This window comes from Demequina aurantiaca, from assembly GCF_050598105.1.
Taxonomy (GTDB): domain Bacteria; phylum Actinomycetota; class Actinomycetes; order Actinomycetales; family Demequinaceae; genus Demequina; species Demequina aurantiaca_A.
Window position 1 is genome coordinate 2176573 of the sequence record NZ_CP192436.1, and the last position, 25441, is coordinate 2202013.

23 protein-coding genes and 1 other RNA gene are annotated in these 25441 nt (G+C 65.5%); 3 read left to right on the forward strand and 21 right to left on the reverse strand.

Features of this window, described 5'->3' with window-relative positions; genetic code table 11:
• Nucleotides 1-176 precede the first annotated feature (176 nt).
• Entirely contained in the window at nt 177-452 is a 276-nt protein-coding gene (locus ACQU6B_RS09870; protein ID WP_430867380.1) for a hypothetical protein, read from the forward strand.
• A 633-nt stretch (nt 453-1085) separates the two neighbouring features.
• Here ACQU6B_RS09870 and ACQU6B_RS09875 read toward each other — a convergent pair.
• The 10 genes from ACQU6B_RS09875 to ACQU6B_RS09920 all read right to left on the reverse strand — a co-directional run bounded on the left by ACQU6B_RS09875 (nt 1086) and on the right by ACQU6B_RS09920 (nt 9254).
• Nucleotides 1086-1328 carry a hypothetical protein gene (locus ACQU6B_RS09875; RefSeq protein WP_430867381.1) on the reverse strand — a complete coding sequence of 81 codons (243 nt, stop codon included), beginning with the start codon at nt 1326-1328 and terminating at the stop codon, nt 1086-1088.
• An 8-nt stretch (nt 1329-1336) separates the two neighbouring features.
• The gene (locus tag ACQU6B_RS09880; RefSeq protein ID WP_430867382.1) at nt 1337-2857 is read right to left on the reverse strand and encodes a hypothetical protein; all 1521 of its coding nucleotides are present in this window, start codon (nt 2855-2857) and stop codon (nt 1337-1339) included.
• A 281-nt stretch (nt 2858-3138) separates the two neighbouring features.
• Nucleotides 3139-3915, reverse strand: a complete 777-nt coding sequence (locus ACQU6B_RS09885; RefSeq protein WP_430867383.1) for a hypothetical protein — start codon at nt 3913-3915, stop codon at nt 3139-3141.
• A 53-nt stretch (nt 3916-3968) separates the two neighbouring features.
• Nucleotides 3969-4178, reverse strand: a complete 210-nt coding sequence (locus ACQU6B_RS09890) for a hypothetical protein (protein WP_430867384.1) — start codon at nt 4176-4178, stop codon at nt 3969-3971.
• A gap of 387 nt (nt 4179-4565) precedes the next feature.
• Nucleotides 4566-5717 (reverse strand): hypothetical protein, encoded by a 1152-nt coding sequence (locus ACQU6B_RS09895; RefSeq protein WP_430867385.1) that lies wholly within the window; start codon nt 5715-5717, stop codon nt 4566-4568.
• A gap of 485 nt (nt 5718-6202) precedes the next feature.
• Nucleotides 6203-6421, reverse strand: a complete 219-nt coding sequence (locus ACQU6B_RS09900; protein ID WP_430867386.1) for a helix-turn-helix domain-containing protein — start codon at nt 6419-6421, stop codon at nt 6203-6205.
• A 43-nt stretch (nt 6422-6464) separates the two neighbouring features.
• Nucleotides 6465-6950 (reverse strand): hypothetical protein, encoded by a 486-nt coding sequence (locus ACQU6B_RS09905; RefSeq protein ID WP_430867387.1) that lies wholly within the window; start codon nt 6948-6950, stop codon nt 6465-6467.
• Nucleotides 6937-8112 (reverse strand): tyrosine-type recombinase/integrase, encoded by a 1176-nt coding sequence (locus ACQU6B_RS09910; RefSeq protein ID WP_430867388.1) that lies wholly within the window; start codon nt 8110-8112, stop codon nt 6937-6939. The genes ACQU6B_RS09905 and ACQU6B_RS09910 overlap by 14 nt, the downstream gene beginning before the upstream one ends.
• 147 nt (nt 8113-8259) lie before the next feature.
• Nucleotides 8260-8628: a transfer-messenger RNA gene (ssrA, locus tag ACQU6B_RS09915) on the reverse strand.
• A 68-nt stretch (nt 8629-8696) separates the two neighbouring features.
• Nucleotides 8697-9254: a TetR/AcrR family transcriptional regulator gene (locus tag ACQU6B_RS09920; RefSeq protein WP_430867389.1), complete on the reverse strand. Its 558-nt coding sequence runs from the start codon at nt 9252-9254 to the stop codon at nt 8697-8699.
• A gap of 133 nt (nt 9255-9387) precedes the next feature.
• On the opposite strand from ACQU6B_RS09920, the gene ACQU6B_RS09925 reads away from it, so the two are divergent.
• Nucleotides 9388-11748, forward strand: coding sequence for an MMPL family transporter (locus ACQU6B_RS09925; protein WP_430867390.1), 2361 nt, complete (start codon nt 9388-9390; stop codon nt 11746-11748).
• Between the two features lie 3 nt (nt 11749-11751).
• Here the strand turns inward: ACQU6B_RS09925 and ACQU6B_RS09930 are convergent, their stop codons facing one another.
• From ACQU6B_RS09930 to ftsE, 6 genes are all read right to left on the reverse strand, one after another.
• Nucleotides 11752-12534: a nucleoside phosphorylase gene (locus tag ACQU6B_RS09930; protein ID WP_430867391.1), complete on the reverse strand. Its 783-nt coding sequence runs from the start codon at nt 12532-12534 to the stop codon at nt 11752-11754.
• A 112-nt stretch (nt 12535-12646) separates the two neighbouring features.
• Nucleotides 12647-14491: a DUF2207 domain-containing protein gene (locus tag ACQU6B_RS09935; RefSeq protein ID WP_430867392.1), complete on the reverse strand. Its 1845-nt coding sequence runs from the start codon at nt 14489-14491 to the stop codon at nt 12647-12649.
• Between the two features lie 18 nt (nt 14492-14509).
• On the reverse strand, nt 14510-14980 hold the full coding sequence (gene smpB / locus ACQU6B_RS09940) for an SsrA-binding protein SmpB (protein WP_430867393.1): 471 nt from the start codon (nt 14978-14980) through the stop codon (nt 14510-14512).
• Nucleotides 14981-15079: 99 nt separating this feature from the next.
• Complete coding sequence (locus ACQU6B_RS09945) at nt 15080-16459, reverse strand: peptidoglycan DD-metalloendopeptidase family protein (protein WP_430867394.1); 1380 nt, start codon at nt 16457-16459, stop codon at nt 15080-15082.
• Nucleotides 16459-17370, reverse strand: a complete 912-nt coding sequence (ftsX, locus tag ACQU6B_RS09950; protein ID WP_430867395.1) for a permease-like cell division protein FtsX — start codon at nt 17368-17370, stop codon at nt 16459-16461. Before ftsX ends, ACQU6B_RS09945 begins: the two co-directional genes overlap by 1 nt.
• Nucleotides 17367-18059, reverse strand: a complete 693-nt coding sequence (gene ftsE, locus ACQU6B_RS09955; RefSeq protein WP_430869234.1) for a cell division ATP-binding protein FtsE — start codon at nt 18057-18059, stop codon at nt 17367-17369. The genes ftsX and ftsE overlap by 4 nt, the downstream gene beginning before the upstream one ends.
• A 196-nt stretch (nt 18060-18255) precedes the next feature.
• Here ftsE and ACQU6B_RS09960 point away from each other — a divergent pair, with 196 nt between their 5' ends.
• A complete protein-coding gene (locus ACQU6B_RS09960) occupies nt 18256-18678 on the forward strand; it encodes a DUF1801 domain-containing protein (protein WP_430867396.1) in 423 nt (140 codons plus the stop codon).
• On the opposite strand, the gene prfB is transcribed toward ACQU6B_RS09960, so the two are convergent.
• The 5 genes from prfB to ACQU6B_RS09985 are packed head-to-tail and all read right to left on the reverse strand — an operon-like array spanning nt 18675 to nt 25436.
• Nucleotides 18675-19787 (reverse strand): peptide chain release factor 2, encoded by a 1113-nt coding sequence (prfB, locus tag ACQU6B_RS09965; RefSeq protein WP_430867397.1) that lies wholly within the window; start codon nt 19785-19787, stop codon nt 18675-18677. The two genes, ACQU6B_RS09960 and prfB, sit on opposite strands and share 4 nt — an antisense overlap.
• Nucleotides 19788-19839: 52 nt before the next feature.
• Nucleotides 19840-21204, reverse strand: coding sequence for an NAD-dependent succinate-semialdehyde dehydrogenase (locus ACQU6B_RS09970; RefSeq protein WP_430867398.1), 1365 nt, complete (start codon nt 21202-21204; stop codon nt 19840-19842).
• A 19-nt stretch (nt 21205-21223) separates the two neighbouring features.
• The gene (locus ACQU6B_RS09975; protein ID WP_430867399.1) at nt 21224-22684 is read right to left on the reverse strand and encodes an NAD-dependent succinate-semialdehyde dehydrogenase; all 1461 of its coding nucleotides are present in this window, start codon (nt 22682-22684) and stop codon (nt 21224-21226) included.
• Nucleotides 22681-24039: a 4-aminobutyrate--2-oxoglutarate transaminase gene (gene gabT / locus ACQU6B_RS09980; RefSeq protein WP_430867400.1), complete on the reverse strand. Its 1359-nt coding sequence runs from the start codon at nt 24037-24039 to the stop codon at nt 22681-22683. The genes ACQU6B_RS09975 and gabT overlap by 4 nt, the downstream gene beginning before the upstream one ends.
• Nucleotides 24036-25436 carry an aspartate aminotransferase family protein gene (locus tag ACQU6B_RS09985; protein WP_430867401.1) on the reverse strand — a complete coding sequence of 467 codons (1401 nt, stop codon included), beginning with the start codon at nt 25434-25436 and terminating at the stop codon, nt 24036-24038. Before ACQU6B_RS09985 ends, gabT begins: the two co-directional genes overlap by 4 nt.
• Nucleotides 25437-25441: the final 5 nt, after the last annotated feature.

Sequence of the window (25441 nt, forward strand, 5' to 3'; positions counted from 1 at the left end):
TCTGTCCTCAAAAGCGACAGAATGGTGGAGATGCCGGGAATCTCTCGGAGAATCCGTCTACCAGGGTATTTGCCCAGTTTGAGCATTGCCCGCCTAGTTAACTCCTAGTTAAACGAAAGATGCCCGCCTCGGTGTTTGCGCACCGGACGGGCTGACGAGCTAACAGGAGCCCGCCAATGCCTAAATCTACCGCGACCAACGTCGCCCCGCTGTACGACATACAGATGGAAGCCCTGCTTGACAATGAGGCCGTGTGCGAGTGTGGGGACAATTCCCCCGCCGTCGCCGTCGTCACGATCACTTGCGGGTGCCACTTCCTCATGTGCGCGGCCCACCAGCGCCGGACGGTCGCCTCGCTCGACGCGCTACGCGTTGACGACATGGTCGTGAACTGCGTCCCCCATCACGTCAAGGGCATGGGGCCGGACGCGTTCACGATTCGCCCCGTCTAGCGGCTCCTGTATCGCTCCCAGGCGGCTTGCCTGGTGGCGGTGCAGGGCCTCTAGTCCTCGGCGCTTTCTCTACGTCTCAGCCGCCAAACGAGACGCCCGGTAAATGGAGCGTGACCGGCCTCCCGCCTCGTGCGTTCGTACTTCCTGATCAGGGTGTGCGCGAGGTCCGATGCCAGACACGCTCTCATTGAGGCCGTGTCTACTGGCGTTGGCCTGACGCGATACGGGGAAGTGGTTCGTGGGCAAACTCTGGGGAGGGGTCTTGACGAACCTGGGCTATGCCCTCCGAGCCGTTGCAGTTGGCCCGGTGTCAGTCCTGGGGCGTAGACCAGTCTCAACAGCACAACCGCGTCGGGGTGGTCTCGGCGCTCAACCAACAGGAGGAATCATGAACAGAATCACCGAGCAGGACATCGCATCACCGACGCTATCTCTCGCGGATCTATCCCGACGAGCGGTTGCCCTGGGCGTAGAGCCGTCTGAGTTGCTACCGCGCTAGAAAGCACGAAGCGCCCCCACGCGGCCTAATGGCTACGTGGGGGCGCTCCTGTGTTCAAGGCAACAATGGCGCTCCTACCTAGCCGTCACCGGGCAGGAACGCCATTGAAGTTTGTGTGCGGCTACCGGCGTCGGTTAGCCCGTCAGTCGGCCTTCCCATGCTGCGAGATTTTCGCGCGCGAGCTCCCGTGCTTCCTCGAGATACGCGAGCAATGCAGGCTTGTCGCCGCGGTCCCGAGCACGCTGCCACGTCTCGAGGTACACGCCGAGGGTGCCGACGTTGCCGGCGTCCGTCTCTTCCTCAATGAGCCGCCTAAAGATGGGCGGGTAGTTGCCCCAGTTCACTTGGGTTCGGGTATCGGGGTTCGAAAGTGTCACGTCGTCTCCTACCTCGTTAGTCGGGGGTCGATGCCGCGTGAACCCGACCACGAGTTTGTCTTGGCGGTCGCTTGGGCCTTGGTCACAATGTCTTTGGTGTCGGATGCGTTCACCACGCCGATGTTGACGATGGTGTTACCCGCGCTGCTGCCCTGAGTCGTGCCGCCAGCCGCACCGACCGGGCCGATAGACCCATCGGGCCGAATCGCACCATTGGGCAGAGACGCGGTGATCGGGGCGATGTCGTCATTTGCGGGTGGCCGTGGCGCGCCCGGCGTGACAGTGACGACCGGCTTGCCCTCTTGGAAGTCGCCCAGGATTCCCTGCGCGCCATCCAGCCAGTCGCCCCAGAAGCTGCCGCCGAAGTGAGCCGCGAATACCGCGTCGATTGCGCCGACGAACTTCTGGCCGGCGCTGTCTCCCGACGCCGCCCAATCAGAGAGGTTCCCGCCCTCTTTCGCCGCCTGCGCGAGAGCGCCTTCCATGCCGCCCTCTTCGCCGGCGTCCAGGACGTTAGTTAAGCCCTCGAGCAGGTCGGCTGCATAGTCCGCGCCCGTTGCGATTCCGCCCGTAACGTCATCGCCAACCACATCCCAGAGGGAAGTCAGCGCGCCAGCACCCGCCTCGCCCACCTTTGTCAGCGACTCCACGATGGAGCCGATGGTTGTCGCCGGGTCGTCCAGGTCGTTAACGAATCCCTGCAGCGCCGGTAGACCGTCGTCGAGCAGCCAGCCCGTGACGTCCGTCATGACAGGCAGCAGCTTCTCGCCCAACTCGGCGCGCATGTTGTCCCACTCCGCGGTGAGGATGCGCTGAGAGTTAGCCAACGAGTCCGACGTGTTCGCGAAGTCGCCCTGCGTCTTGGAGGTCTCCTTCATGATGACGCCGTAACGGGCCTGCACCTTCTGTGCTTCGGTCAGTTTCTCGCCCGTCTTGGCGATGCCCTCGGCGTAAGCGAACGCATCGACCGCAGCAGCGGACACGTCGATGCTGTACTTACGCAGAGGCTCAGACTCGCCGGCAAGCGCCGACTGGAAGAGCTGCGCGGCCTCAGCGACGTCCAGGTCTACGACTGACGCGAAGTCAGCAGCACGCCCCGTGATCGATTCGAGCGTGTCAACGACGTCGCCGCCATCGCCCGCGATGGTCTTGGAGAATCCCGAGAACTGAACCGCGAGCTGATTGAAGTCCAGGTTAGATAGACCAAGGTTCCTGGCCGCATCTTCGCCGACGCTGTTGACCGTCTTGCCCAAGTCGCCGTAGATGACGTCGAGTGCGTTGACCGACTCGCCCAGGCTGGACGCCTCGTCGATGGCACCCTTGGCGAAGTCGACCGCCACACCAGCACTCAACACCGCAGCCGCTGGGCCAATGATCGACTTCATGCCGCCAAGGAACGCGCCACCAGCCTGCTTGCCAGACGCATTGACTGCGCCCGTACTCGAGATAGACAGTTGCTTCTCGAGCGCCTTCTGACCGCCCTTAAAGGACGGGATAATTGTGAGTTCGGCCTTGCCAACTTCAGCCATGTTGTTGCTCCTTATGTGAGGGGTGCGGAGGCCTCTTGAGGTGTGATTCGGGGGGCTTAACCCCGAGTTCTGTTGTGACCAAGCGTTTACTCGACCTTGACGTTTCTCAGGGCAAGGCCGTTCTGAAAGTTCCGTGTGTGAAAGTCTTAGTGCCAGGGGTGAGCGCGTGGCCCTCTTGGTGGGGTACTCCCCCCTGGGGGGTCAATCTTTGGTAAAGGAACCGTTGTGGCCGTGCCGGTGCCTGCTCAACACCGACACGGCCACTTTGGTTACGTCAGTGGCTAGGCACGGTACGAGCCAGGCGATGACGCGTAGGCCTGTCGGTTGACGCGCTCTTGCTCGGCCTCGTACTTCTTGGCGAGTGTGTCGCGCAGCTCGAGACGTGCCTTGCGCCGCTCGGTGTACTCGGCGAATGTGGCGAGGGACAACGGTCGCGCCTGCTGGGCTGGGATCAGCGCGTCGTGCTTACCGGGGTGAGCCTCGTCCTTGTGCGGGCCGGCGAGGATCAGTACATCGTTCTCGGGGCTGAGCTTCGCGAGTCCGGTGGCCAGGGCGAGGTGCTTGTAGGCGGTAACGATGTCTCCGAGCGTGGCGAGTGCTTGCTTGGCTTCGCCTAGCGCTTGCATGTCTCCAGGTCGGCTGGAGTGGACTTCGGTGAAGTCCTTAATGCCTCGCGCGCTTGCGGCCTGGATTCGCGCGTCGCAGTCCTCGACGATGGGCACCAGGCTTGCGACGATCTCGTCGGCGCTGTTGGTGAGCGCCTCGAGCCGGATAGCGACCGCCTCAGTTGCGAGGTGTGACGCGATGTCCGGTGCCGCGAGGTCGATGCGCGTGAGCATGTCCTTGACTGTTGCGGACTTCGCGGGGTCTTTGCCGTCTGCGAGTGCGTCGCTGACGGCTCGGGCGACGTCGGCGCGGGTTGGCGGGGTTGCCATTGCGGCGAGCTGGCCGGCGCGCTCGGTGGCCTCGAGGTAGGTGCTCGGCATGTCGACGCCGGCGCGGTGCAGGTAGTTCTCAACGACGCTGATGTTGGCGTTGACTGCGTGGGGGTTGCTCATGGTGTCTCCTGTAGTTGCGTTTCTGGTTGGTTGTGTAGATCGTTCGCCGCGGCTCATTGGTAGACGCCGCCTGCATCCTTGCGACCGAACATGTTCGCGGTGAATACCCGCATGTCTTGCTCTGGGCTGGACGGTGTCTCCACGGGGTTGCCCTGCTGCGGGACGTAAGGTCCGCCTCGGGCTGGTGGTGGTTCCGCCTGTGGTGCGTCCGCGGCGTTCCCAAACAACTGGGCCGCGAACTGTCGCTCGGCGTTGTCGGTCATAGTCGTTTTCCTTCCAAGGGGCTGTAGGCCGAAACAAGTACGCGGTAGGTCCGCGCCTTCGCTAACGGCTTCTGTTCTTCACAGACCGCGATGCGGTGGTGGTATCTGGCGCGAGTTCCACGCCCGATGTCGACCAGGTGTTGGTGCTCGTCACCGCAGTAAGGGCACAGGACGTAAACGCCATGGGCGGTGAATCCCACTGTTGGGGCGAGTGGGGTGCGATATTCGGTGGTCATGGCCTGCTCGCTTTTGTGGTCCGACTGGCGGGGCACGACGGCTCGTGTTGCACGATCACTCGCGTGCCGCCTTGGGCCGTCGCCATGATGAGCTGCGTTGCATTGCAGTCATCGCAGCCGCCGAGCATGGTGAATTGTGATGCTGGCCGGCTCATGGCATCTCCTCGCATGTGGGGTGGGTGGTTGCGCCGTCGAGGGTGAGTGTCATCACTTCACCGCACGCGGTGCAGGTGTTACCCGTTACCGCACCCCCTGTGTGGGTAACGCGGTAACGCTTCCAATCTCGGAAGGCTGTTGCCGTTCGTTGGTTGTTCCACTTGAGCCTCGAGCGGGCATCTCGTACCGATGTGGGAGCGGGGTTGAGTGCTCGCACGGCGTCCACGTCGGCCTCTGGTGCTGCCTCAGTGGGGTTGCGTTCGCCTGCCGCTGGTGCGATGAGCGACCACGGGTTGTCGTAGTCGCCGGACATGGTGAACGTTGCTGCCAGTGGCTCTTTGTCGCCGGTGGGTCGGTGCTTACGCAAACCGCCGTGGCGGTCCTTGGCGATGGTGACATGGGCCGCGCCACCTTTGCCCGGTGTGAACGCGTCCGCGACCGTGACACGCAACATGCTGCCGCCAACGGCTCGTTTCTTCGCTGCGGTGCCGGTGGCTCCCATCGCCCGTGATTCGGTGTTTTTGGCTAGGTGGTCAATGCCTACGACGCATGCACCACCCTTGGCAAGCGGCTTTAGAACGAGGCCGTGAACGCGGGTGTAATCGTCTGGGCTATTGCTCGCGCCACCAAATGCCGGGATGAGCTCGCCTAGTGAGTCCACCAGCACAAAGTCCACGCCCCACGCCAGGAGGTCGCCCACTACTTCTAGTACGTGAGCGCCGTCGTCAGGATCGACGTAACGGAAGTGCGCAAGGTCGCGTAGCTTGTCCTCATCCGCTCCCAGGTCGATGAGTCGATCGAGGATTGCCGGTGCGCCGTTGTGGTCGAGGTCGATGATTGCGACCCGTAACCCGGCGTTGATTAACGCCACCGCGACCGCGAGGGCAAGCATCGTTTTGCCGCTCTCTGGATCCCCGAACAGCACGTTGACTTGGCCGGGGTAGAAGATTGCGATGCCGTCGGAGCACACGCCGAACGTCGGCCTAAGTCCGCGCGGTTCGTCGCCGTCGAGTACCGATGACACGTTGGCGTAGAGCGTTACCGTGTTACCCACAGTAGGGGTCGGGTAACGGGTAACACTCTTGGTGTCGGTGTTACCGAGCGGTTCCGTCGCGTTACCGGGTAACGCTGTTGTGGTGCTACTCATGCGGCACCACCTAGCTCAGCGAGTGCGCGTCGCCATTCCATGACACGCGAAGTCGAGGTTGCAATGGTGAGGTGTCGCGTCGCCGCAAGTCGCACCCAGGCGTCGCGATCAACTGCGATGGCTTCATGGGGTCCAACGTCTAGTGCGTATACCTCGAGCGGCACCGCTTGAGGCAGGTCGAACGCCTCGCGCAACTGCATCCGTAGGTCGTCGCGCGTCAGGTCTAGACAGACGCGAAAGGCGACTCGTGGCAGGTGAATGGCCGGCTCAATGTACGGGCAGCCGCAGAGCATGCGCCCGTAGTTGTGGGCCGTGCAGAATGTGGGCGTTCCGTTATCCATGGGTGCCCACCGCCTCGGCGCTTGCGTGAGCTCCTAGCGCAATGGCCGCCGTTGACGGTAAACTGAGAGCATCAGCGTGGCCCTGCTGAATCTCGCGATTGCCTCCGGTTCCGACGCCGGGGGCCTCGCTATTTCTGGGGCCGCTCATGCGCGAGCACCCGCTGTAACGAGTTCGACTCTGGTAACGGGGCGCATGGCCCTATCGAGGTCCGCGCGTCGGACGCGTATGAGTCGCTTACCGACTCGCACGGCTTTTAGTTCGCCGCGTGCGATCATGCGTCGCACGGTGTCGGGCGAGCAGGCGAGTACGACGCCTACATCGTTGATTGTTAGGTGTTCATCCGGTGTGGCTTCAATTGCCATCGTGGGCTCCTGGGCAGCAAAAATCTGCCCGGCCGTGCCCGGATTACATTTCTAAGATAACCCGCATCCCCTGCATAGTCAAGCCGTCTTGCTCAATCTTCTGCGCGTTACTCCCCTCTAGTGCCATGAGTCGCTCCAAAATGGGGGTCATCTTCTCGTATCGGACGGGGAGTGCGTCGGCGCAGTCCTCGCAGTAGAAGTCCCAGCGGTTAGTTGACATTGTGTTGCCGCGACCTCGGCTGAGCAGTTTGTCCTGTTCGGCAGGGCTTCTCATTATCTGAGCGCGCCGCTCTGTGGGCATGTCGGTCGTCATTGCGCGTATGGCGTCCCAGTAAGTAGTCATGGCGCTTGGCTTGCCGTCCACCGTGGCCGCGCGCCACTCCAGAAACCCTATAGCGCCGTTGGGTCGCGGCTTGTGGAAGGCGACAGAAATTAGCCGTTGCGGAGCTTCTAGGTCTGGTTTGGTGTAGTGGTTGCACCAGATGTCCACGGTGAAGTCGTAGCCCTCAGAGCCGTCAATTTCCCTCATTGTCATCCCCAATCAATACCGGTAAGCGGGCGACGCTGGCACGGTCGCGCTCTAGGCTGGCGTGCTGGTACCGCATCGCGACGTCGGCGCTCGTGTGTCCACCGCGTGATTGAATCTCCGCGAGGGTTGCGCCCGTCTTGGCGTACTCGGTTAGGCCGGTGTGCCGCAGTGAATGGAACCGGAAACCGGGCAGCGTCCCCTCGCGCGCCTTCCTCCATGCGGCGTCCAAACCGGACTGCGACACGGGCAAGCGCGGGTTGGACCGTCTGGGCAGCAACGGGGCGTCGAGCTCGGGCGCAACGCGTGCGGCCAAGTGGCGAACGATCACTGGGACCAGGTCGGGCGGTATTGCGACCACTCGATCCGACCCTGCCTTGGGGTCCGTGTAGGCCGCTGGCGTCGCCTTCGCGTTCCACTGGCGGGAGATGTGAACGGTGGTCAAGTCCGGGTTGTCGAGGTCGGCAAAGTCGCCACGCTGGAGCCCCAGCACCTCCCCTAGCCGCATGGCGCACCAGGCCGCCAGCAGGACGGCGACCCGTAGGTCTGGCGGCATTGCGTTCGCGAGGTCGCGCACTTGCGCGGGGGTGGCAACGTCGGCGCGGCCTAGTATGCGCTTGGCTCCCTTGCGGGTGCTCGCGATGGGGATGTGGAAGGGCGTCTCGGTGAGCCCACCGGCTCCGGCTGAAACAGCGGCTAGGAACATCGAGCGCATGGTGCGCGCAACATTGGTCCACGCGCCGGGTTTGCCTGTCAGTGTCGCGAGTAGCGCGTCTATGTCGTCAGGGGTGACGTCTATCAGCCGCTTGGCACCAATCGCCGGCACGATGTGCGCGTGCAGCGTGGACTCGTAGGACCGTAGCGTCGCGGGTGTGCGGTTGAGATCCTCGAGTCGGCGCAGCCACTCGGTAGACCACTCGGCCACCGTCGTCTCCTCGATCAGCTCGCGCACTTCCTCGGACTGGCGCGACTTGCGAAGCTCTGACGGTGGAACGAATATCTTGCGGGCCATCTCGGAGCGGGCTATCGCTATCGCGGCCTTAGCGTCTCCCAGGGTGAAGAACGCGCCCACCATGTGCTGTTTGCCGTTGTAGAACACTCGCGCGCGAAACAGTCCGTTGGGCTGGATATCGATACCGCGGGGCATCTTCTTCTTGTCCGCCACTGCACACTCCCTAGGACTGGTACTACTCCAATACTAGCGGGGTGCTAGGTTCTGCGCTACTATGCTAACTAGTGCAAACCGCACGGGGAGTTAAACAGGCTGGTAGACAGCAAAAACCCCTGGTACCCGAAGGCACCAGGGGTGTATGTGTGGAGATGCCGGGAATCGAACCCGGGTCCGCATGTTCATAGCCAGGTCTTCTCCGGGCGCAGCCTGAAGAACATTTCTCGGCCCCTCACCAACATCAGGCAAGCCGATGAGATGGGCCCAGTCATCAAAAAGTCCCGAATCTCCCGATGACGAAGAGATTCAGCTAGTTCCCTAGATGACGCCAGGATCCAGGTCGGGATCTACCCTGGGCTGACGGACTTCATAGCGCTCGCTTAGGCAGCGAGGGCGAAGTCGGTGCGCTTGGAATCGGCACCTATTAGTTTGCTGGGAGCGTTAACGAGATAACCCAACATCCTCGGCCCGCTTCCCCTGGGAAGTAAACACACGTCGAAACCGATCATCCCCTGTGCAGTTATGCCATCAGTCTAACGGGGAAGGCCGACAAACAACACCCCACCGAGTGGTGGCGGCTGTCAGGGGTTGAGGACCGGCGGCCCCAGGATGACGCGCCAGACCCACATTGCCGCCTCGCTCGCGGGCGGACGCGGCTCCGTGAGCAGCCACGCCCCGAGCACGCCGATGATCGACCCCGCCACTCCAGCCGCCACTACCTCGACGGGGACGTCGCGTGGACTCGCCGTCTCGTCGCGCGCCGCAACGTCGACGATCGCGTCCCGGACGTGCTGCCTCAGGCGCATCAGGACTACGCCCCACCCCGGTTCACTAAACACGCTGCGGTACAGGTCCGCGTACTGGTCGATGTGTTCGATGAATCCGACCAACACCTCTGGCGGGTCCACCGTGAGGACAAGGCCCTCCTTCAGCTTTTCGTACGCCTGCTGAGCCACCACGTCGAGCGCGTCGGCGAGCAGCGTCTCCTTATCGGCATAGTGCTGATAGAAGGTGCTGCGGTTGACTCCCGCGCGTTCCGCTATGTCGCTCACTGAAACCTGGTCGATTCCGCGCTCCTGCGCGAGCGCGAAAAATGCCTCCTGCAGGCGGGAGCGGGTGCGAACTATGCGGGCGTCCATAGGTTGATTGTGCCACGCCAGCAGCGAACTTAACCAACACTTGTTGGAAAACCCGAAAAAGGGGGATACGCTGACGGAAGGCATCGTCGCCTCTCCCCCATCCCCCAAGTCCCCCATTGCGAAAGGCTCAGACGTGGCCAATTTTCTTTTCAAGCTAGGACGCGGTTCCGCGCGTCACCCCATCGTTGTCATCGTCTCGTGGCTGCTCGCGCTCGGCATCGCCGGCGGCGCCTTCGTGGCCTTCGGCGGCACGCTGACCGACTCGTTCTCCATTCCGGGCACCGAGACCGAGCGGGTCACCGATCAACTCTCCGACGAGATCGACGACCTCTCTGGCTCGACCGCCGGCGTGGTGTTCGAGACCGAGGACGGCTCCGCTCTGACCGCTTCACAGCAGTCACAGATCACCTCCGCCCTGGCGAGCACCGACGGCATCGACCACGTATCCGGGGTTCTCGACCCGTTCGCTACCGAAGCTGAGCGTGAGACGCAGATGGCGCAGATCGACGCCGGAGGCCAGCAGGTCGAGTCCGGCCAGGCCGAGCTCGACGCCGCGATAGCGCAGGCTGAGTCCGACGGCACCTACGACGCGGCCGCGGACCAGTTCGCGCAGCAACAGAGCGACATCGACGCCACCACCCAGCAGCTCGACCTGGGCGTCGAACTCGCTCAGTACGCCCAGGACATCAGCTCGGTTTCCTCGGATGGGTCGGCCGCCCTCGGCGGCGTCCACCTCGATACCAGCGCGTTCGACCTCGAGCAGAGCGTCAAGGACGACATCCTGGCCACTGTCTCCTCCGCGCCGCTCGACGGCGTCAACGTCTACTTCTCCTCCGAGCTCACCACCTCCGTCGAGGGCATTCTGGGCGTCGGCGAGATCGTGGGAGTGGCCCTCGCACTGATCGTGCTGATCGTGATGATGCGCGCAATCTTGCCCGCACTGTCGCCAATCCTGACCTCCACTGTCGGCGTAGGAGTCGGCGTCGCTACGGCGCTGGCCTTCTCCGGCACCGTCGAGATGTCCTCCGTCACCCCGGTGCTCGGCGTGATGCTGGGCCTCGCCGTCGGCATCGACTACGCGCTGTTCATCATCAACCGCCACCGCAAGCAGCTGCACGCCGGGATGCCGCTTCACGAGTCCATCGGGCTCGCGAATGGAACCTCGGGCAACGCGGTCGTCTTCGCGGGCACCACGGTACTGATCGCGCTCCTCGCCCTGAACGTCACCGGCGTGCCGTTCCTCGGCATCATGGGCACCGTCGCGGCGTTCTGCGTACTCATCGCCGTGGTCAACGCGGTCACGCTCACGCCCGCCGTCCTCAGCCTGATGGGCGACCGCGCCGTTGGCCGCAAGGCCCGTGCCAGCATCGGCACCCCCGACGCCGCAGAGGCAGCAGTCAAGCCGATGCGCACCGGTCGCGCGGTGCTCGCTGCGGTGGCCGCCGTGGTGGTCCTCGGGATCATCGCCATTCCGTCCGCCTCGATGCGCCTGGGGCTGCCCGACGGCACCCAGGAGCCCGTGGAGTCCTCGCAATACCAGGCGTACTCGACCATCGACAGCGAGTTTGGCGAGGGCCTGAACGGCACGCTGCTCGTCACTGCCGACCTCCCCGACTCGCTCGCGGACGAGGAAGTGCTGGCGGCGCAGGTCTCCATCGAGTCGCAGCTCATGGCGCAGGACGACGTGGTCGCGGTCGCCCCCGCCGGGGTATCCGCAGACAACTCCTTCCTGGCCTTCCAGGTGGTTCCTGCCGAGGGCCCGTCGAGCGAGAGCACCGAACTCCTGGTGCACGACCTGCGCGACATGTCCCCGCTGGAGGACGGCACGCAGATCGGCGTCGCGGGCCAGGCCTCGGGCAATATCGACGTCTCGGAGAAGCTCGCCGAGGCCCTGCCCTTCTACCTCGCGGTGGTCGTGGGGCTCTCGCTCATCATTCTGATCATCGTGTTCCGTTCACTCCTGGTGCCGATCATGGCGACGGGCGGCTTTGTGTTGTCGCTGTTCGCCGCGTTCGGCGCGGTCACGGCCGTCTACCAGTGGGGCTGGCTCGGAAGCCTGTTCGGCGTCCACGACCCCGGCCCGGTGCTGAGCTTCCTGCCCATCATGCTGACCGGCATCCTGTTCGGGCTGGCGATGGACTACCAGCTGTTCCTCACCACCGGAATGCGCGAGGCCTACGTCCACGGCGCCAAGGCCCGCGAGGCTGTCGTCATCGGCCGCCGCCACGGGCGCGCGGTCGTCACCGCCGCGGCCATCATCATGGCCTCGGTGTTCGGCGGGTTCATCTTCTCCGAGATCTCGATGATTCGCCCCATGGGCTTCGGCCTGGCGATCGGCGTCCTGTTCGACGCGTTCATCGTGCGCATGGTGCTGCTACCCGCGCTCATGCACCTGGTGGGCGAGAAGGCGTGGTGGCTCCCGAACTGGCTGGAGAAGATCCTGCCCAATGTCGACGTCGAGGGCGCGGCTCTGGAACGGGAGCACCACGGCTAGCGGCTAGAGGTCCAACCGCACCGCGGTCTCCAGCGCCACCTCGATGGATCGCATCCAGCCGTCCTTGAGTTGGTCGTTGCGCTTGTCATACAGGCTCGCGCCGTCGACCAGGTTGGACGAGCATGCGCACACCATTCCCGCGCGCAGTCCGCGCAGCCGCGCGACCACGAACATCGCGGAGGACTCCATCTCTACGTTGAGGATTCCGAGGTCGGATAGCTCCTTGATCCACTCGGGGCCCTCGGCATAGAACGCGTCGTCCGTGGCGTTGATCCCCGAGTGCGCCGACGTGCCGGTGCCCGCCACCACCTCCTGGGCGACCTCGAACAGGGTGGTGGCGATGCGCAGGTCGGGCACGGCGGGGTAACCGGGGTGGGCGTAAGCGGCGGTGGTCCCGTCGTTGCGCAGCGAACCCTCGCTGATCAGCAGGTCGCCGGGCTCGACGCCCAGCTGCAGGCCGGCGCTCGACCCCACCCGGATGAACGACGTCACGCCCACCCTCGCGAGCTCCTCGACCGCTATCGCGGTGGAGGGGCATCCCATCCCGGTCGAAGTCGCGGTGATGAGCTTGCCCTTGTAATAGCCGGTCATGGTCCGGTGCTCGCGCTGGTGAGCCACCTCGCGGACGTCGGTGAGGAACTCGGCGACGAACGGCACCCTGAACGGGTCCCCCGGCATGAGGGCAACGGTGCCAACATCCCCCGGCTTCAGTCCCACGTGATACTGCTTCTCGTTGAGCCCCTCGCGGGACTTGTCGACGATGTTGCTGGTCACTGATTTGCTCATGGCTGCCATGAACCTCTCGGTGCAGGACCCGAGCTGCGGGGTTCCGCGCGCTAGTGAAGGGCCTGCGAGACCGATGCTAGAGGCGTCACGTCACGGCCGTGTTGCGTGCGTGTCACCAACCGCCACCACCTCCGCCAAAGCTGCCGCCGCCGGAGAACCCGCCGCCGCCGCTAAACCCGGAGCTGCCGCTGGCACTAGGCGTGGGGGCGCTGATGGCCGAGTCGACCTGAGTGGCGAACCCGTCCATCTGACGTCCGAAGCCCCCGGAGGCGAGCCAGAAGCCACCCAGCGCGTAGCCGCCGTACCAACTCGGCTCGGGCATCGCGTAGCCCTGTGCGGCGAGGTCCTCGAACTTCTTCGACCACTTGTCGGCAATCCCGAAGGCGATCGCGTACGGCAAGTAGCGGCTGAAGATGTCTTTACCCTCCTCGTACCGCAACTGATTCGCGTCGGCGGTCCTGAGGAAAAGCTCGAATCCCTGAGTCTGGGCAAGAACTCGCGTCCCCTCGGCCTTGCGAGCCGGGGCAGCCTTGGTAGAGAAGAGCATCACCAGGCCGAGGACCACCGGGGGAACGGCCAGCAACGCGTAGCTCGTGGCACTGAACAGCAGCAACCCCAGCCCCACGCCGATCACTGTCAGCACTCCCCCGATCGCGCCCCACGTGGCGCGGGCGGCCGCGGGGTTGCCACGGAACCAGCCCATGGCGGTGACGTTGGCGTACAGCTGGTTTTGCACGGCCTTCATGTCCGCCGCGAAGGTGGTCCGCAGGGCTGACAGCGTGACGCTGTCGCGGCCCTCGAAGATCGCGTCGAACAAGGTGCGTTCGTAGGCCACCAGGCGGCCGTCCGTCGGCAGCAACTTCACCAGCGTGTAGTCCGCGGGGTCCCGCTCGGGACGCTCGGGGTCCACCACGGGGTCGATGCGCAGGAAGCCGCGCACCGCGAGGTCCACGATGGTCGCGGTCACGTCCCGGGGGTCCGCCACCTCGTCAATCAGGGTCCCCAACTGCCCGGGGTGAAGCCCAGGCGGGGGCTCAAACTGGACCGCCACGGGGGTGCGCTTGTCGCGCCTGACCACCTGCGCATCGTCGCCGAGCCCTGGGCTCAGCCCGGGGGTGAGGTCAGCAAACTGCTCGTCCGCCGCCTTGTGGCGCAGGATCGGCACCAACACCAGCAGCCCGCCAATCAACAACAGCGCCGAGCCCCCCACGGTCGCCGGCGTCAGCGCGAACGCGCGCTCAAAGTCATTTGCGACCTCGAGGGTCGGAGTCGTGTCGAAGCTCCCCACCGGGTACAGCACGTCCACCGTCAGCGGTGTCGATGCGTTCAGAAATCCCTGCTCAAAGACCGTGGTCGAGCCGTCCTGTGTCACGGACTCGCAGCTGGCGTCGCCGCCCACCTCCCCCGTGAAGCACTGCGCGTCGGTGGAGTCCACCGGCGCGTTGACAGTGACAGTCATGTCCCAGATCGGCGTGGCCCACTGGTCGCCCACGGCGTTCAGATAGAACTCGTCGCCCAGGTCGGACGTGTTCATGATCTGGTCGACCGTGTAGGTAAGGACGTAGGTCTGGGTCCCCGAGACGTCGCCGATGTTCGGGTCCCCCACCCTGATCTCCAGCCAGTTATCACTGGAGGTCAGGCTCAGGTCGTCGGGGGCGCCGGACGTTGAGGTGACGGCGACATCTTGGATGTCGTAGACGCGGTTGTACTTCTCGTCGTCCGTCTGCTGGCGCGTCGGGTACGTCCAAATGACGCCGTGGCCGGGGTCGTTACCAAAGTCAAAGTCGATCTCAACGCGCACGTCCATGGATCCGTCTGCGTTGAGGTCGTAGGTCGCGTCCCACGCGTGCACCGCCCGGCCGGAGTAGTCGCCAGGGGCGGGCTCCGAGGCGGCGTGCGCCGCGGTGGGAAGAAGGACCGCAACGGCGGCGAGCAGGATGGAGCCAACTATTCGCATGTCTCCATCATGCCGTGCTTACTGCTGCTGGCGGCGCACGCTCATCACGCGCTGGGCCTCGCGGTCGTCCTGCTTCTCACGCAGCGTCTGGCGCTTGTCGTGCAACTTCTTACCGCGTCCGATGCCGATCTCGATCTTGGCGCGGCCCTTCACAAAGTAGAGCCTGAGCGGAACGATCGAGAAGCCCTTCTCGCGGGTCTTGACTTGCAGCTCTTCGATCTGCGACGCGTGCAGCAGTAACTTGCGCCGGCGCTTGGCGGCGTGGTTGGTCCAAGTACCCTGCGCGTACTCGGAGATGTAGACGTTCTCGAGCCACGCCTCGCCGTTCGCGATGGCGACGTAGCCGTCACCGATGGTCGCGCGGCCCATGCGCAACGACTTGACCTCGGTGCCGGTCAGCATCAGGCCGGCCTCGAAAGTCTGGTCGATGAAGTAGTCGTGGCGCGCGACACGGTTGGTCGCTACCACCTTGATGGGATCCTCAGCCATGACGCACCTCCTCGGTTTCTTGGGCAACGCATCGGCATGCACTGCAACGTTCGAGTGTATGCCCTCGCCGCGGCAGTCGGGGAATTAGGGTCGCGGGGTCTAGAGGATGGACATGGGGTTGACCGTCGCCCCGTTGACGTACACCTCGAAGTGCAGGTGGCACGCGGTCGAGCTACCGGTGGATCCCGAGTAGCCCAGCAGCTGACCCTGGCTCACGTTCTGGCCGCTGCTGACGGCAAAACTGGTGAAGTGGTTATAGCTCGACATCACCGAGTTGCCGTTGACGATGCCGTGGTTGACCATGACCTGGTTTCCGAAGCCGGAACGGTACTTGGCCCACTCCACCTTGCCCGATGCAGCCGCGTAGATCGCGGTGCCGCAGTAGGCGCGGAAGTCGGTGCCTGCGTGCAGCCGGGTGTAATGGAAGACGGGGTGGTAGCGCATGCCGTACGACGACGTGATGTACGGCACCTTGGTGGGGTAGTTCATAAAGCCCTTGCCCACCACGCCCTGCTCCGCGGCGGCGGCAGCGGCCGCATCCTGCTCCGCCTTGCTCTTATTCGCGGCGGCCGCAGCCTCTCGCGCCGCCTTCTCGCGAGCGGCCTTCTCAGCGGCGACCTTCTCCGCGGAGAGCGCCTTGATCTCGTCGAGTAGGTTCTGCTCGAGGCGTTCCTGTTCCTGCTGCTGCGCCACGAAGGACGCCCGCTGTGACTCGAGGAGGCTCTTCTGCTCCTCCACCTCGGCGAGGAGCGCGTCTACGGCCTCCTTCTTCTCCTGGGCCTCGACACGCGCCTCGTCGGCCACGACGACCAGCGCGTCCGCCTCAACCTTGAGCTCGCCGATGTAGTCGCGGACCGCCACCTGGCGGGTACCGCGGTTGCGGTTAATCGCGGCGATCTCCTCGACCTCTCCGAGAGCGTTGGACTGCACGCGGGAGAGCGAGTGCTGCACGGTGAACTCGTCCACGAACTCCTCCGAGGACTTCGCCCCGAATACCACCGACAGGCTGTCCTCCTGGCCGGCGCCCTTGTACGACTCGCGGGCCAGTGCCGCGACCGTCTCCTCGAGCCCGCCGACCTTCTCGTTGTCGCTCTCGATCTCGGCGGTCAGCGCCTCATCCTGCGCCTCAGCCGCGCCAAGCTTGTCTGCGACGATGCCCTGCTGGACTATCGCCGAGTCGTAGCGGTCCTGAGCGAGCTTGAGCTCCTCCTGCAGAGGCGGCAACTGCGCGTTCAAATCGGTGAGCTTATCGTTCGCCTCGATGATGCTCGCGTCGGTGTCCTCGAGCTGCGAGTTGAGCTCGTCCTGACGCTCCTGAGCCTGCGCCGCCTCGTCGCTCTTCTCATCGATCTGGCTGTCCCAGTCGGTGGCCGCTTTCACGTCCCCCGATGCGGCGAAAGCCGCGGAGAAGGCGAACCCGGACACCATCACGACGAGCGCGATAGCTGCGGCGATGGTCAGAACTCTGCGTGAAATCATTATGCCTTCGTGTACTTTCCTAGCGTGATGAGCGAGGCCACCACTGCGAGTCCCACTGCGATCAGCAGTAGCCAGGGCGCGACCGCGAGCACATCGTCGCCGCCCACGTACTGGACCCACGACACCGAGCTCTTAAGCCAGTCCTCGACCAGGTACCGCACGCCAAACCACAGGCTCACTATCGCGAGCACTGCGCCCGCGGTCGCGGCCACGGCGCCCTCGAGCATGAACGGCAACTGGATCAGGCTCCGTGAGGAGCCCACCATTCGCATAATATTCGTTTCTCTTCGCCTACTCAGGGCGCTGAGTCTCACAGTGGTGGTGATGAGCAAGATGGCGGCGATCAGCATCACCAGCGCGAGGCCGGCGGTCACCAGAGTGGCCGCGTCCATGAATCTAAACAGGTCGGAGAAGATCTCGCGTTGATCCTGCACCGTCTCGACGCCGGTCAACCCGGCCGTCGCATCGGCGACCACCTGGAACTGTTCGGGGTCGGCTAGTTTGACGCGGAAGATCGGCTGCATCTGCTCAGCGGTCAGCGAGGAATACACGCCGTCGGTGTCCTGCGCGATGAACTTCTCGTAGGCCTCTTCACGCGACTCGTAGTAGACGGTCTCGACCAGTCCACCCACGGCGCCGGTCTCCAGCACTCCGCGGATCGCGTCCTCCTGGTCCGGCGACACTGGGCCGGCGGCGCACTGTTCCGTGCGGGCGTTCTCCGGGCACAGGAAGATCGACACCTCGACCTTGCCGTACCAGTCGTCCTTGAGCTGGCCCAGTTGCACCTGGATCAGCGCGGCAGCGCCCACAAAAGTGAGGGACACGAAAGTGACCAGGATGACGGAGAGCGCCATCGTGGAGTTGCGGCGGAGGCCGTTCCACACCTCGCCGAATATGAATCGGAGCCTCACGCGCGCTCCAATCCGTAGACGCCGCGGTCCTGGTCACGCACCACGTGTCCGCCCTTGAGCTCGATCACGCGCTTGCGCATCTGGTCCACGATCTCGTCGTCGTGGGTAGCCATCAGCACGGTGGTCCCGGTGCGGTTGATCCGGTCCAGGAGCCGCATGATGCCGACAGAGGTGCCCGGGTCGAGGTTTCCCGTCGGCTCGTCGCACAGCAGGATGGGCGGGTGGTTGACGAAGGCGCGCGCGATGGCGACGCGCTGCTGCTCACCGCCGGAAAGTTCGTGGGGCAGCCGCTTCTCCTTGCCGGCGAGGCCGACCAGTTCGAGCATTTCCGGCACCGAGGCGTTGATCGTGGCACGGTTCTTGCCGATCACCTGGAGCGCGAAGGCGACATTCTGGAACACGGTCTTGTTCGGCAGCAGCCGGAAGTCCTGGAAGACGGCGCCAATCTCGCGGCGCAGGTGCGGCACGCGCCAGCTCGACAGCTTGTTGAGGTCGCGTCCCGCTACATATACCTCGCCGGTGGTGGACCGCTCCTCGCGCAGGATCAGCTTGAGGAAGGTCGACTTGCCGGAGCCCGAGGACCCCACCAGGAACACAAAATCTCCGCGCTCGATCTCGACGTCTACGCCGTCGAGGGCGGGACGTGCTCCGCGGGAGTACACCTTGCTTACGTTGTCTAGTCGAATCATGTTTCCGGGCGCGAGGGGACGGACTCTCACCAGTGGCATCGTAAGCAAGCGTTTCCGGGCGCTTGGTGAGGCGCGCCGGGGCGCCGGTGTGGGCCCGATCACACAGTCCGGGCGTCGTTGCGCTTGGATTGCACGCGGCCGATGCGCGTTCAGCCCGGTAGAACGGGATGCCACTGCATTGGGTAGCGTTGCTTACATGGACAACCCCACTGGCCCTCCCGGCGAGGTCGAGGCGATTCTCGCCGACTACCCGGACGCCGTGCGCGAGAAGATTCTGGCCGTGCGTCGGCTCATTCTGGACGTGGCATCGGCCACGCCCGGGGTCGGGGAACTGTCCGAGCAACTCAAGTGGGGCCAGCCCAGCTTCCTGACCACGGCCAGTGGAAGCGGCACTACGGTCCGAGTGGACCGGCTGCGGGGAACCGACGACGTGGCGGTGTTCACGCACTGCCAGACGCCGCTCGTGAACGACTTCCGCGATGAGTACGGCGACCGGTTCCGCTACGACGGCAAGCGCGCGATCGTGCTCTCGAGCACCGAGCCGCTACCCGAGCCGGAGCTGCGCGAACACCTGCGCGCGGCGCTGACCTATCACTCGGCCAAGAAGAAGGGCCGCTAGGAGGCGCTGTCGAGGCCGCGGCGCCAGCGGATCCCGGCGTCGATGAAGCTGTCGATCTCGCCGTCGAATACCCCGGACGTGTTGCCCGACTCGTGCTCCGTGCGCAGGTCCTTGACCATTTGGTACGGGTGCAGCACGTAGGAGCGCATCTGGTCGCCCCAGGACGCCTTGATGTCGCCAGCGAGTTCCTTCTTCTGCGCCGCCTCCTCCTGCTTCTTGAGGATCAGCAGGCGGGACTGGAGCACACGCATCGCGGCGGCGCGGTTCTGAATCTGGCTCTTCTCGTCCTGCATGGACACCACGGTGCCGGTGGGCAGGTGGGTCAGGCGCACCGCGGAGTCGGTGGTGTTCACCGACTGGCCGCCCGGGCCAGACGAGCGGAACACGTCCACCTTGATGTCGCCGTCGGGGATCTCGATGTGGTCGGTGCCCTCGATCAGCGGGATCACCTCGACCGCGGCGAAGCTGGTCTGCCTGCGGCCCTGGTTGTCGAACGGGCTGATGCGCACCAGGCGGTGCGTGCCGGCCTCGACGGAGAGGTTGCCGTAGGCGTACGGGGCGCTCACCTCGAAGGTGGCGGACTTGAGGCCCGCCTCCTCGGCGTAGGAGGTGTCCATCACCTTGGTGCCGTAGCCGTGGCGCTCGGCCCAGCGCAGGTACATGCGCAGGAGCATCGCGGCGAAGTCGGCCGCGTCCACCCCGCCCGCGCCCGAGCGGATCGTGACGACCGCGTTGCGCTCGTCCCACTCCCCCGTCATCAGCGTGCGAACCTCCATCGCGGTGAGGTCGGCCTTCAGAGTCACGAGCTCGCCCTCCGCCTCGGCGAGGGTGTCGGCGTCGTGACCCTCGGTGCCCATCTGCACCAGCACCTCGAGGTCGTCGATGCGGCTCGTGAAGGACGCGAGGCGCTCAAGCTCGTTCTGCGCGCTACTCAGCGCACTCGTCACGGCCTGCGCGTTGTCCTGGTCGTCCCACAGGTCCGGAGACATGGCCTGATCGGACAGCTCGGCCACCTTGGCGCGCAGCGCATCGGGGTTGGAGACGGCCTCGATCTGCGCGAACGTTGCGCGCAGGGCGGAGATTTCAGCAGGAAAGTCGATGGCAGCCACAACGGGTCAGTCTAGTCGTCGGGGCTTGCCGGCGCGCACGGGGCGGCGCCGGCTACGGGGCGGTGCGAATGAGCTTCTTGTTCACGAATTCGTCCGCGGCCAACAGGCCCATCTCCCGTGAGGTACCGGACCGCTTCACGCCGCCAAAGGGCAACTCGGGGCTGTCCGCGAGCACGCAGTTGATATAGACCATGCCCGCCTCGACGCCCTCCGCGACCCGTGCGGCCTGCGCCGGGTCCGTGGTGTAGACGTAGCTGCCAAGCCCGTAGTCGGTCCCGTTCGCTAGATCCACCGCCTCCTGCTCGGAGGCCACCTTGTAGATGGTCGATGCCGGGCCGAACAGCTCCTGGCGATACACGTCCATCTCGGGAGTGACGTCGGTGAGCACCGTGGGCGTGAAGAAGGCGCCGTCGCGGGTGCCCCCGGTAGCCAGGGTGGCGCCCTGCGCCACCGCGCCGTTGACCTGCTCCTCGAGGCGCTCCGCTGCGAGGACGGATGAGAGAGGACCAATCGCGCAGTCGTCGAAGCCGTCCCCCATGGTGGTGGCGCTCATGGCCGCGGTGAACTTCTCTACAAAGTCGTCGTACAGGTCCTCGATGACGATGAACCGCTTGGGCGCGTTGCAGGACTGTCCCGAGTTGTCGAGGCGGGCCTCGACGGCCTGGTCTACGACGGCGCCTAGGTCCTCGGTCGACAGCACAATGAACGGGTCGGAGCCGCCCAGCTCCAGCGCGACCTTCTTGAGGTTCGCGCCCGCGAGCGCGGCGACGGCCGAGCCGGCGCGCTCGGAGCCGGTCACTGACACGCCCTGCACGCGGCGGTCGGAGATGATGGTGGCCGCCTGCTCGTTGGTCGCGTACACGTTGACGAAGGCGCCCTCGGGGAAGCCTGCGTCGGCGTACATCTGCGCGATGGCGGCGGAGGACTCCGGGCATTGAGGGGCGTGCTTGAGGATGATGGGGTTTCCCAGCACGAGGTTGGGGGCGGCGAAGCGTGCCAGCTGGTAATACGGGAAGTTCCAGGGCATGATCCCCAGCAGTGGGCCGATAGGCCCGCGGTTGATGACCGCCGTGCCCTCCCCCAGGATCTCCAGCGGGGTGTCCCCCGTGAACTTCTCCCAGTTGTCCGCGTAGTACTCAGTGATGTCCGCGGCGAACTCCACCTCGCCGGTCGCGTGTGACAACGGCTTGCCCATCTCGCGCACGATGATCGCGGCCAGGTCGTCCAGGCGCTCTCGGTGAAGCTCCGCCACCCTGCGCACCAGGGCGGCCCGCTCCTCGGGCGAGGTCTGACGCGCCCACGTGCGGTACGCGGAATCGGCAGCCGCGATGGCGGAGTCGATCTCCGCATCGGTCGCAGTGGGGTACTCGGCGTGGACCTCGCCGGTGGACGGGTTGGTGACTGCGTAGCCGCTCATGACTCTCCTTGATTCCGCGCTAGCTGGTGGGGATCAGCGTGTACTTGGTGGACAGATACTCGTGAATGCCCTCGAGGCCGCCCTCGCGGCCGAGCCCCGACAGCTTGACGCCGCCGAAGGGCGCCGCGGCGTTCGAGACCACGCCGACGTTGAGCCCCATCATGCCGGTCTCCATGAGATCGATCATGCGGTGTCCCCGGGCGAGGTCCCTGGTATAGACGTAAGAAACGAGGCCATACTCGGTGTCGTTCGCGAGCGCGACCGCGTGAGCCTCGTCGGTGAAGGTCGCGATCGCGAGCACCGGCCCAAAGATCTCCTGGGTGAGAATCTCGCTGCCTGGCTGCACGTTCGTCACCACTGTGGGCGCGTAGAACGTGCCCGGGCCGTCGAGGGACTCGCCGCCGGTCAGGATGCTCGCACCCCTGGCGACCGCGTCCGCCACGAGACTCGCGGACGTTTCGACGGCGCGCTCGTCGATGAGCGGCCCGATGTTCACGCCATCCTCGGTGCCCCTGCCCACCGTCATGGCGGCCACTCGCTCGGTGACCCGCGCGGCGAATTCGTCCGCGACGGACTCATGCACGATGAACCGGTTGGCAGCCGTGCACGCCTGGCCGATGTTGCGGAACTTCGCGGCGATGGCGCCCTCGACGGCCGCGTCCAGGTCCGCGTCCTCGAAGACCACGAATGGCGCGTTGCCCCCCAACTCCATCGACACCCGCAGGACGCGCTCGGACGCCTGCGCGATGAGCGTGCGGCCCACCTCGGTGGAGCCGGTGAAGCTCAACTTGCGCAGCCGCGGGTCCTCGATGATGGGGGCGGAGACCTCGCGCGAGTGATGGGTCGTGATGACATTGACCACGCCGTCCGGCACGCCCACCTCCTGGAGCACCTTCGCAAAGTAGAGCGTCGTCAGCGGCGTCAACTCCGCCGGCTTGACCACCACGGTGCAGCCGGCCGCGAGCGCGGGGGCGATCTTGCGCGTCGCCATCGCGAGCGGGAAGTTCCACGGGGTGATGAGGAAGCAGGGCCCCACGGGTCGTTGCGACACCACCATGTGGCCGGTGCCTTCCGGGTTGAGCCCGTAGCGGCCGGTGACGCGCACCGCCTCCTCGGAGAACCAGCGCAGGAACTCGTTGCCGTACGCCACCTCGCCGCGCGCCTCCGCGAGCGGCTTGCCCATCTCGAGCGTCATGAGCAACGCGAACTCGTCCGCGCGTTCGCGCACCAGCTCGAAGGCCGAGCGCAACAGCTCGGCGCGCACGCGGGGGGCCGTCGCGGCCCACTCGTCGGCGGCCGATGCGGCGGCGGCCAGCGCGCGGAGTCCATCATCGGCCCTCGCCGAGGCGATGGTGCGGAGCACTTCACCTGTGGCGGGGTCGCTCACGTCGAGGGTCTCTCCTGCCACGCCATCAACCCACTGCCCGCCGATGAATAGCTGATTCGGGACCGACGCCAACAGGTCGGCTTCGGTGATCATGCGATTTCCTCCAATGCCGCGGCGACTACGTCGAGGCCCTCGCCGAGCAACTCGTCGCCGATCGACAGCGGCGGCAGGAAGCGGATCACGTTGCCGTAGGTGCCGCACGTCAGCACCACCACGCCCTGCGCGATGGCCGCCTTCGCCACGGCACCGGCCAGGGCCGCGTCGGGCTCCGTCGTGCCCGGCTTCACCAACTCCACCGCCACCATGGCGCCGGATCCGCGGACGTCGCCGATGCGAGCATCGGCCGCCTGCATCTCCGTGAGACGACCGAACAGCGTCGCGCCAATTTGCCTGGCGCGCTCCACCAGTCCGTCATTCTCGTACGCCTCGATGGACGCGAGCGCCGCGGCGCACGCGATGGGGTTGCCGCCGTACGTGCCTCCCAGGCCAGCGACGTGGGGTGCGTCCATGATCTCGGCGCGGCCCGTGACTGCGGCGAGGGGCAGCCCGCCCGCAATCCCCTTGGCCGTGGTGATCAGGTCGGGGACGATGCCGAACAAATCGGACGCGAACATCGCGCCGGTGCGGGCGAAGCCGGTCTGGACCTCGTCCGCGATGAAGACCACGCCGTTGGCGGTGCACCAGTCGCTGATGGCGTTGAGGAAGCCCGCCGCGGGGACGATGAAGCCGCCCTCGCCGAGGATCGGCTCGATGATGACCGCGGCGAGGTTGCCCGCCCCCACCTGCTTTTCGATGATGGAGATCGAGCGAGCCGCGGCCTCCGCGCCGCCGAGCCCGTCGTGGAACGGATAGCTCACCGGCGCCCGGTACACCTCGCCGGCAAACGGCCCGAAGCCGCTCTTGTACGGCATGGACTTCGCGGTCAGCGCCATCGTCAAGTTCGTGCGGCCGTGGTACGCGTGATCGAAGGCGACGACGGCCTGGCGGCCCGTGAACTTGCGCGCGATCTTGACGGCGTTCTCCACCGCCTCGGCCCCCGAATTGAACAGCGCCGACTTCTTGGCGTGATCCCCCGGGGTGAGTCGGTTGAGCGCCTCCGCTACTGCGACGTAGCCCTCGTACGGCGAGATCATGAAGCACGTGTGGGTGAACGCGGCGACCTGCCGCGTCACAGCCTCGACGACGCGCGGGTTGGAGTTGCCGACACCCGTCACCGCGATTCCCGAGCCCAGGTCGATGAGCGAATTACCGTCCGCGTCGACAACGACGCCGCCACCGGCGGCCACGGCCGCAATCGGCACGGTGTGGGCGACGCCCGACGCGACCGCTGCGGCCTTGCGCGCGAGGAGTTCGGCGGACTTGGGGCCCGGAATGGCCGTCACTAGTCGCCGTTCCTGGGGAAGTCCCGGTCCGCCGACAACCTGCTGATACGTCACTGTGTCTGTCATGATCCCGAGCCTAAGTCAGTAGTCGCCGATGCCGCACTATCTGCGACGTCGAGAGCCGCGTCGAGCACGTCGAGGCCCCGCCGTAGCTCGTCCTCGGTGATCACCAGCGGCGGCGCCACGTGCATCCTGTTGAAGTGGATGAACGGCCACACCCCGCCCTTCTTTGCCGCGGCGGCGAACGCGGCCATGGGCGCAGCATCGGCTCCTGCGGCGTTGAAGGGGACGAGCGGCTCGCGGGTTGTGCGATCACGCACCAGCTCGACGGCCCAGAACAAACCGGTGCCGCGGACCTCACCCACGGACGGGTGGGTCTCGAGCCAGCCCTCGAGCGTCGGCCGCACCACCCGCTTGCCCAGGTCCCTCACGTGAGCCAGGATTCCGTCGCGCTCGAAGACCTCGAAGGTCGCCACGCCGGCCGCGCACGCCAGCGGGTGACCCGAGTAGGTCAGGCCACCGGGGAAGGCGCGGTCGTCGAAGGCGCTGGCGATGCGGTCACTGATGACCACTCCACCCAGCGGGACGTAGCCGGAATTGATGCCCTTGGCGAACGTGATCAGGTCCGGGACCGCACCGTCCTGCGAAACTTCCTGAGACTGGAACGCAAACCACTCGCCCACGCGGCCAAAGCCCACCATCACCTCGTCCGCGATGAAGACGATGTTGTACTTGTCGCACAGCGCGCGGACGCCGGCGAGGTAGCCGGACGGCGGGATGAGCACGCCGTTGGTGCCCACGATCGTCTCCAGCACGATCGCGCCGATGGTGGAAGCTCCCTCCAGGATGATCGTCTGCTCGAGGTGTTCCAGCGCCCGAGCGCCCTCCTCCGCCTCAGTACTGGCGTGGAACGCGGATCGATACAGGTAAGGGCCGAAGAAGTGCACCACCGACGGGTCGCCGGGCTCGTTTGCCCAGCGGCGCGGGTCCCCCGTGAGCGACATCGCGGTGGTGGTGTTGCCGTGATAGCTGCGGTACGCCGCGAGCACTTTGTGTTTTCCGGTCACGAGGCGCGCCATGCGCACCGCGTTCTCGTTGGCGTCGGCTCCGCCGTTGGTGAAGAACACCTTGGTGAAGGACTCCCCTGCCACCCCGGTGACCAGTCGCGCGAGCTCTCCCCGCACGTCGTTCGCCATCGACGGCTGAATGGTCGCTAGCTTGCCTGCCTGCTGCTGGATCGCGGCCACCAGGTCCGGATGCTGATGGCCGAGGTTGAGGTTGACGAGCTGCGACGAGAAGTCGAGGTAGCGGTTGCCCGAGTAGTCCCAGAACTGCGCGCCGGAGCCGCCCGCGACGGGCAGCGGGTCGATGTGCGCCTGCGCGCTCCACGAGTGGAAGACGTGTGCGCGGTCGTCCGCGCGGACGAGTGCCTCAGCGCCGGGGTTCGTCTCGTTGGCAGTCATGTTGC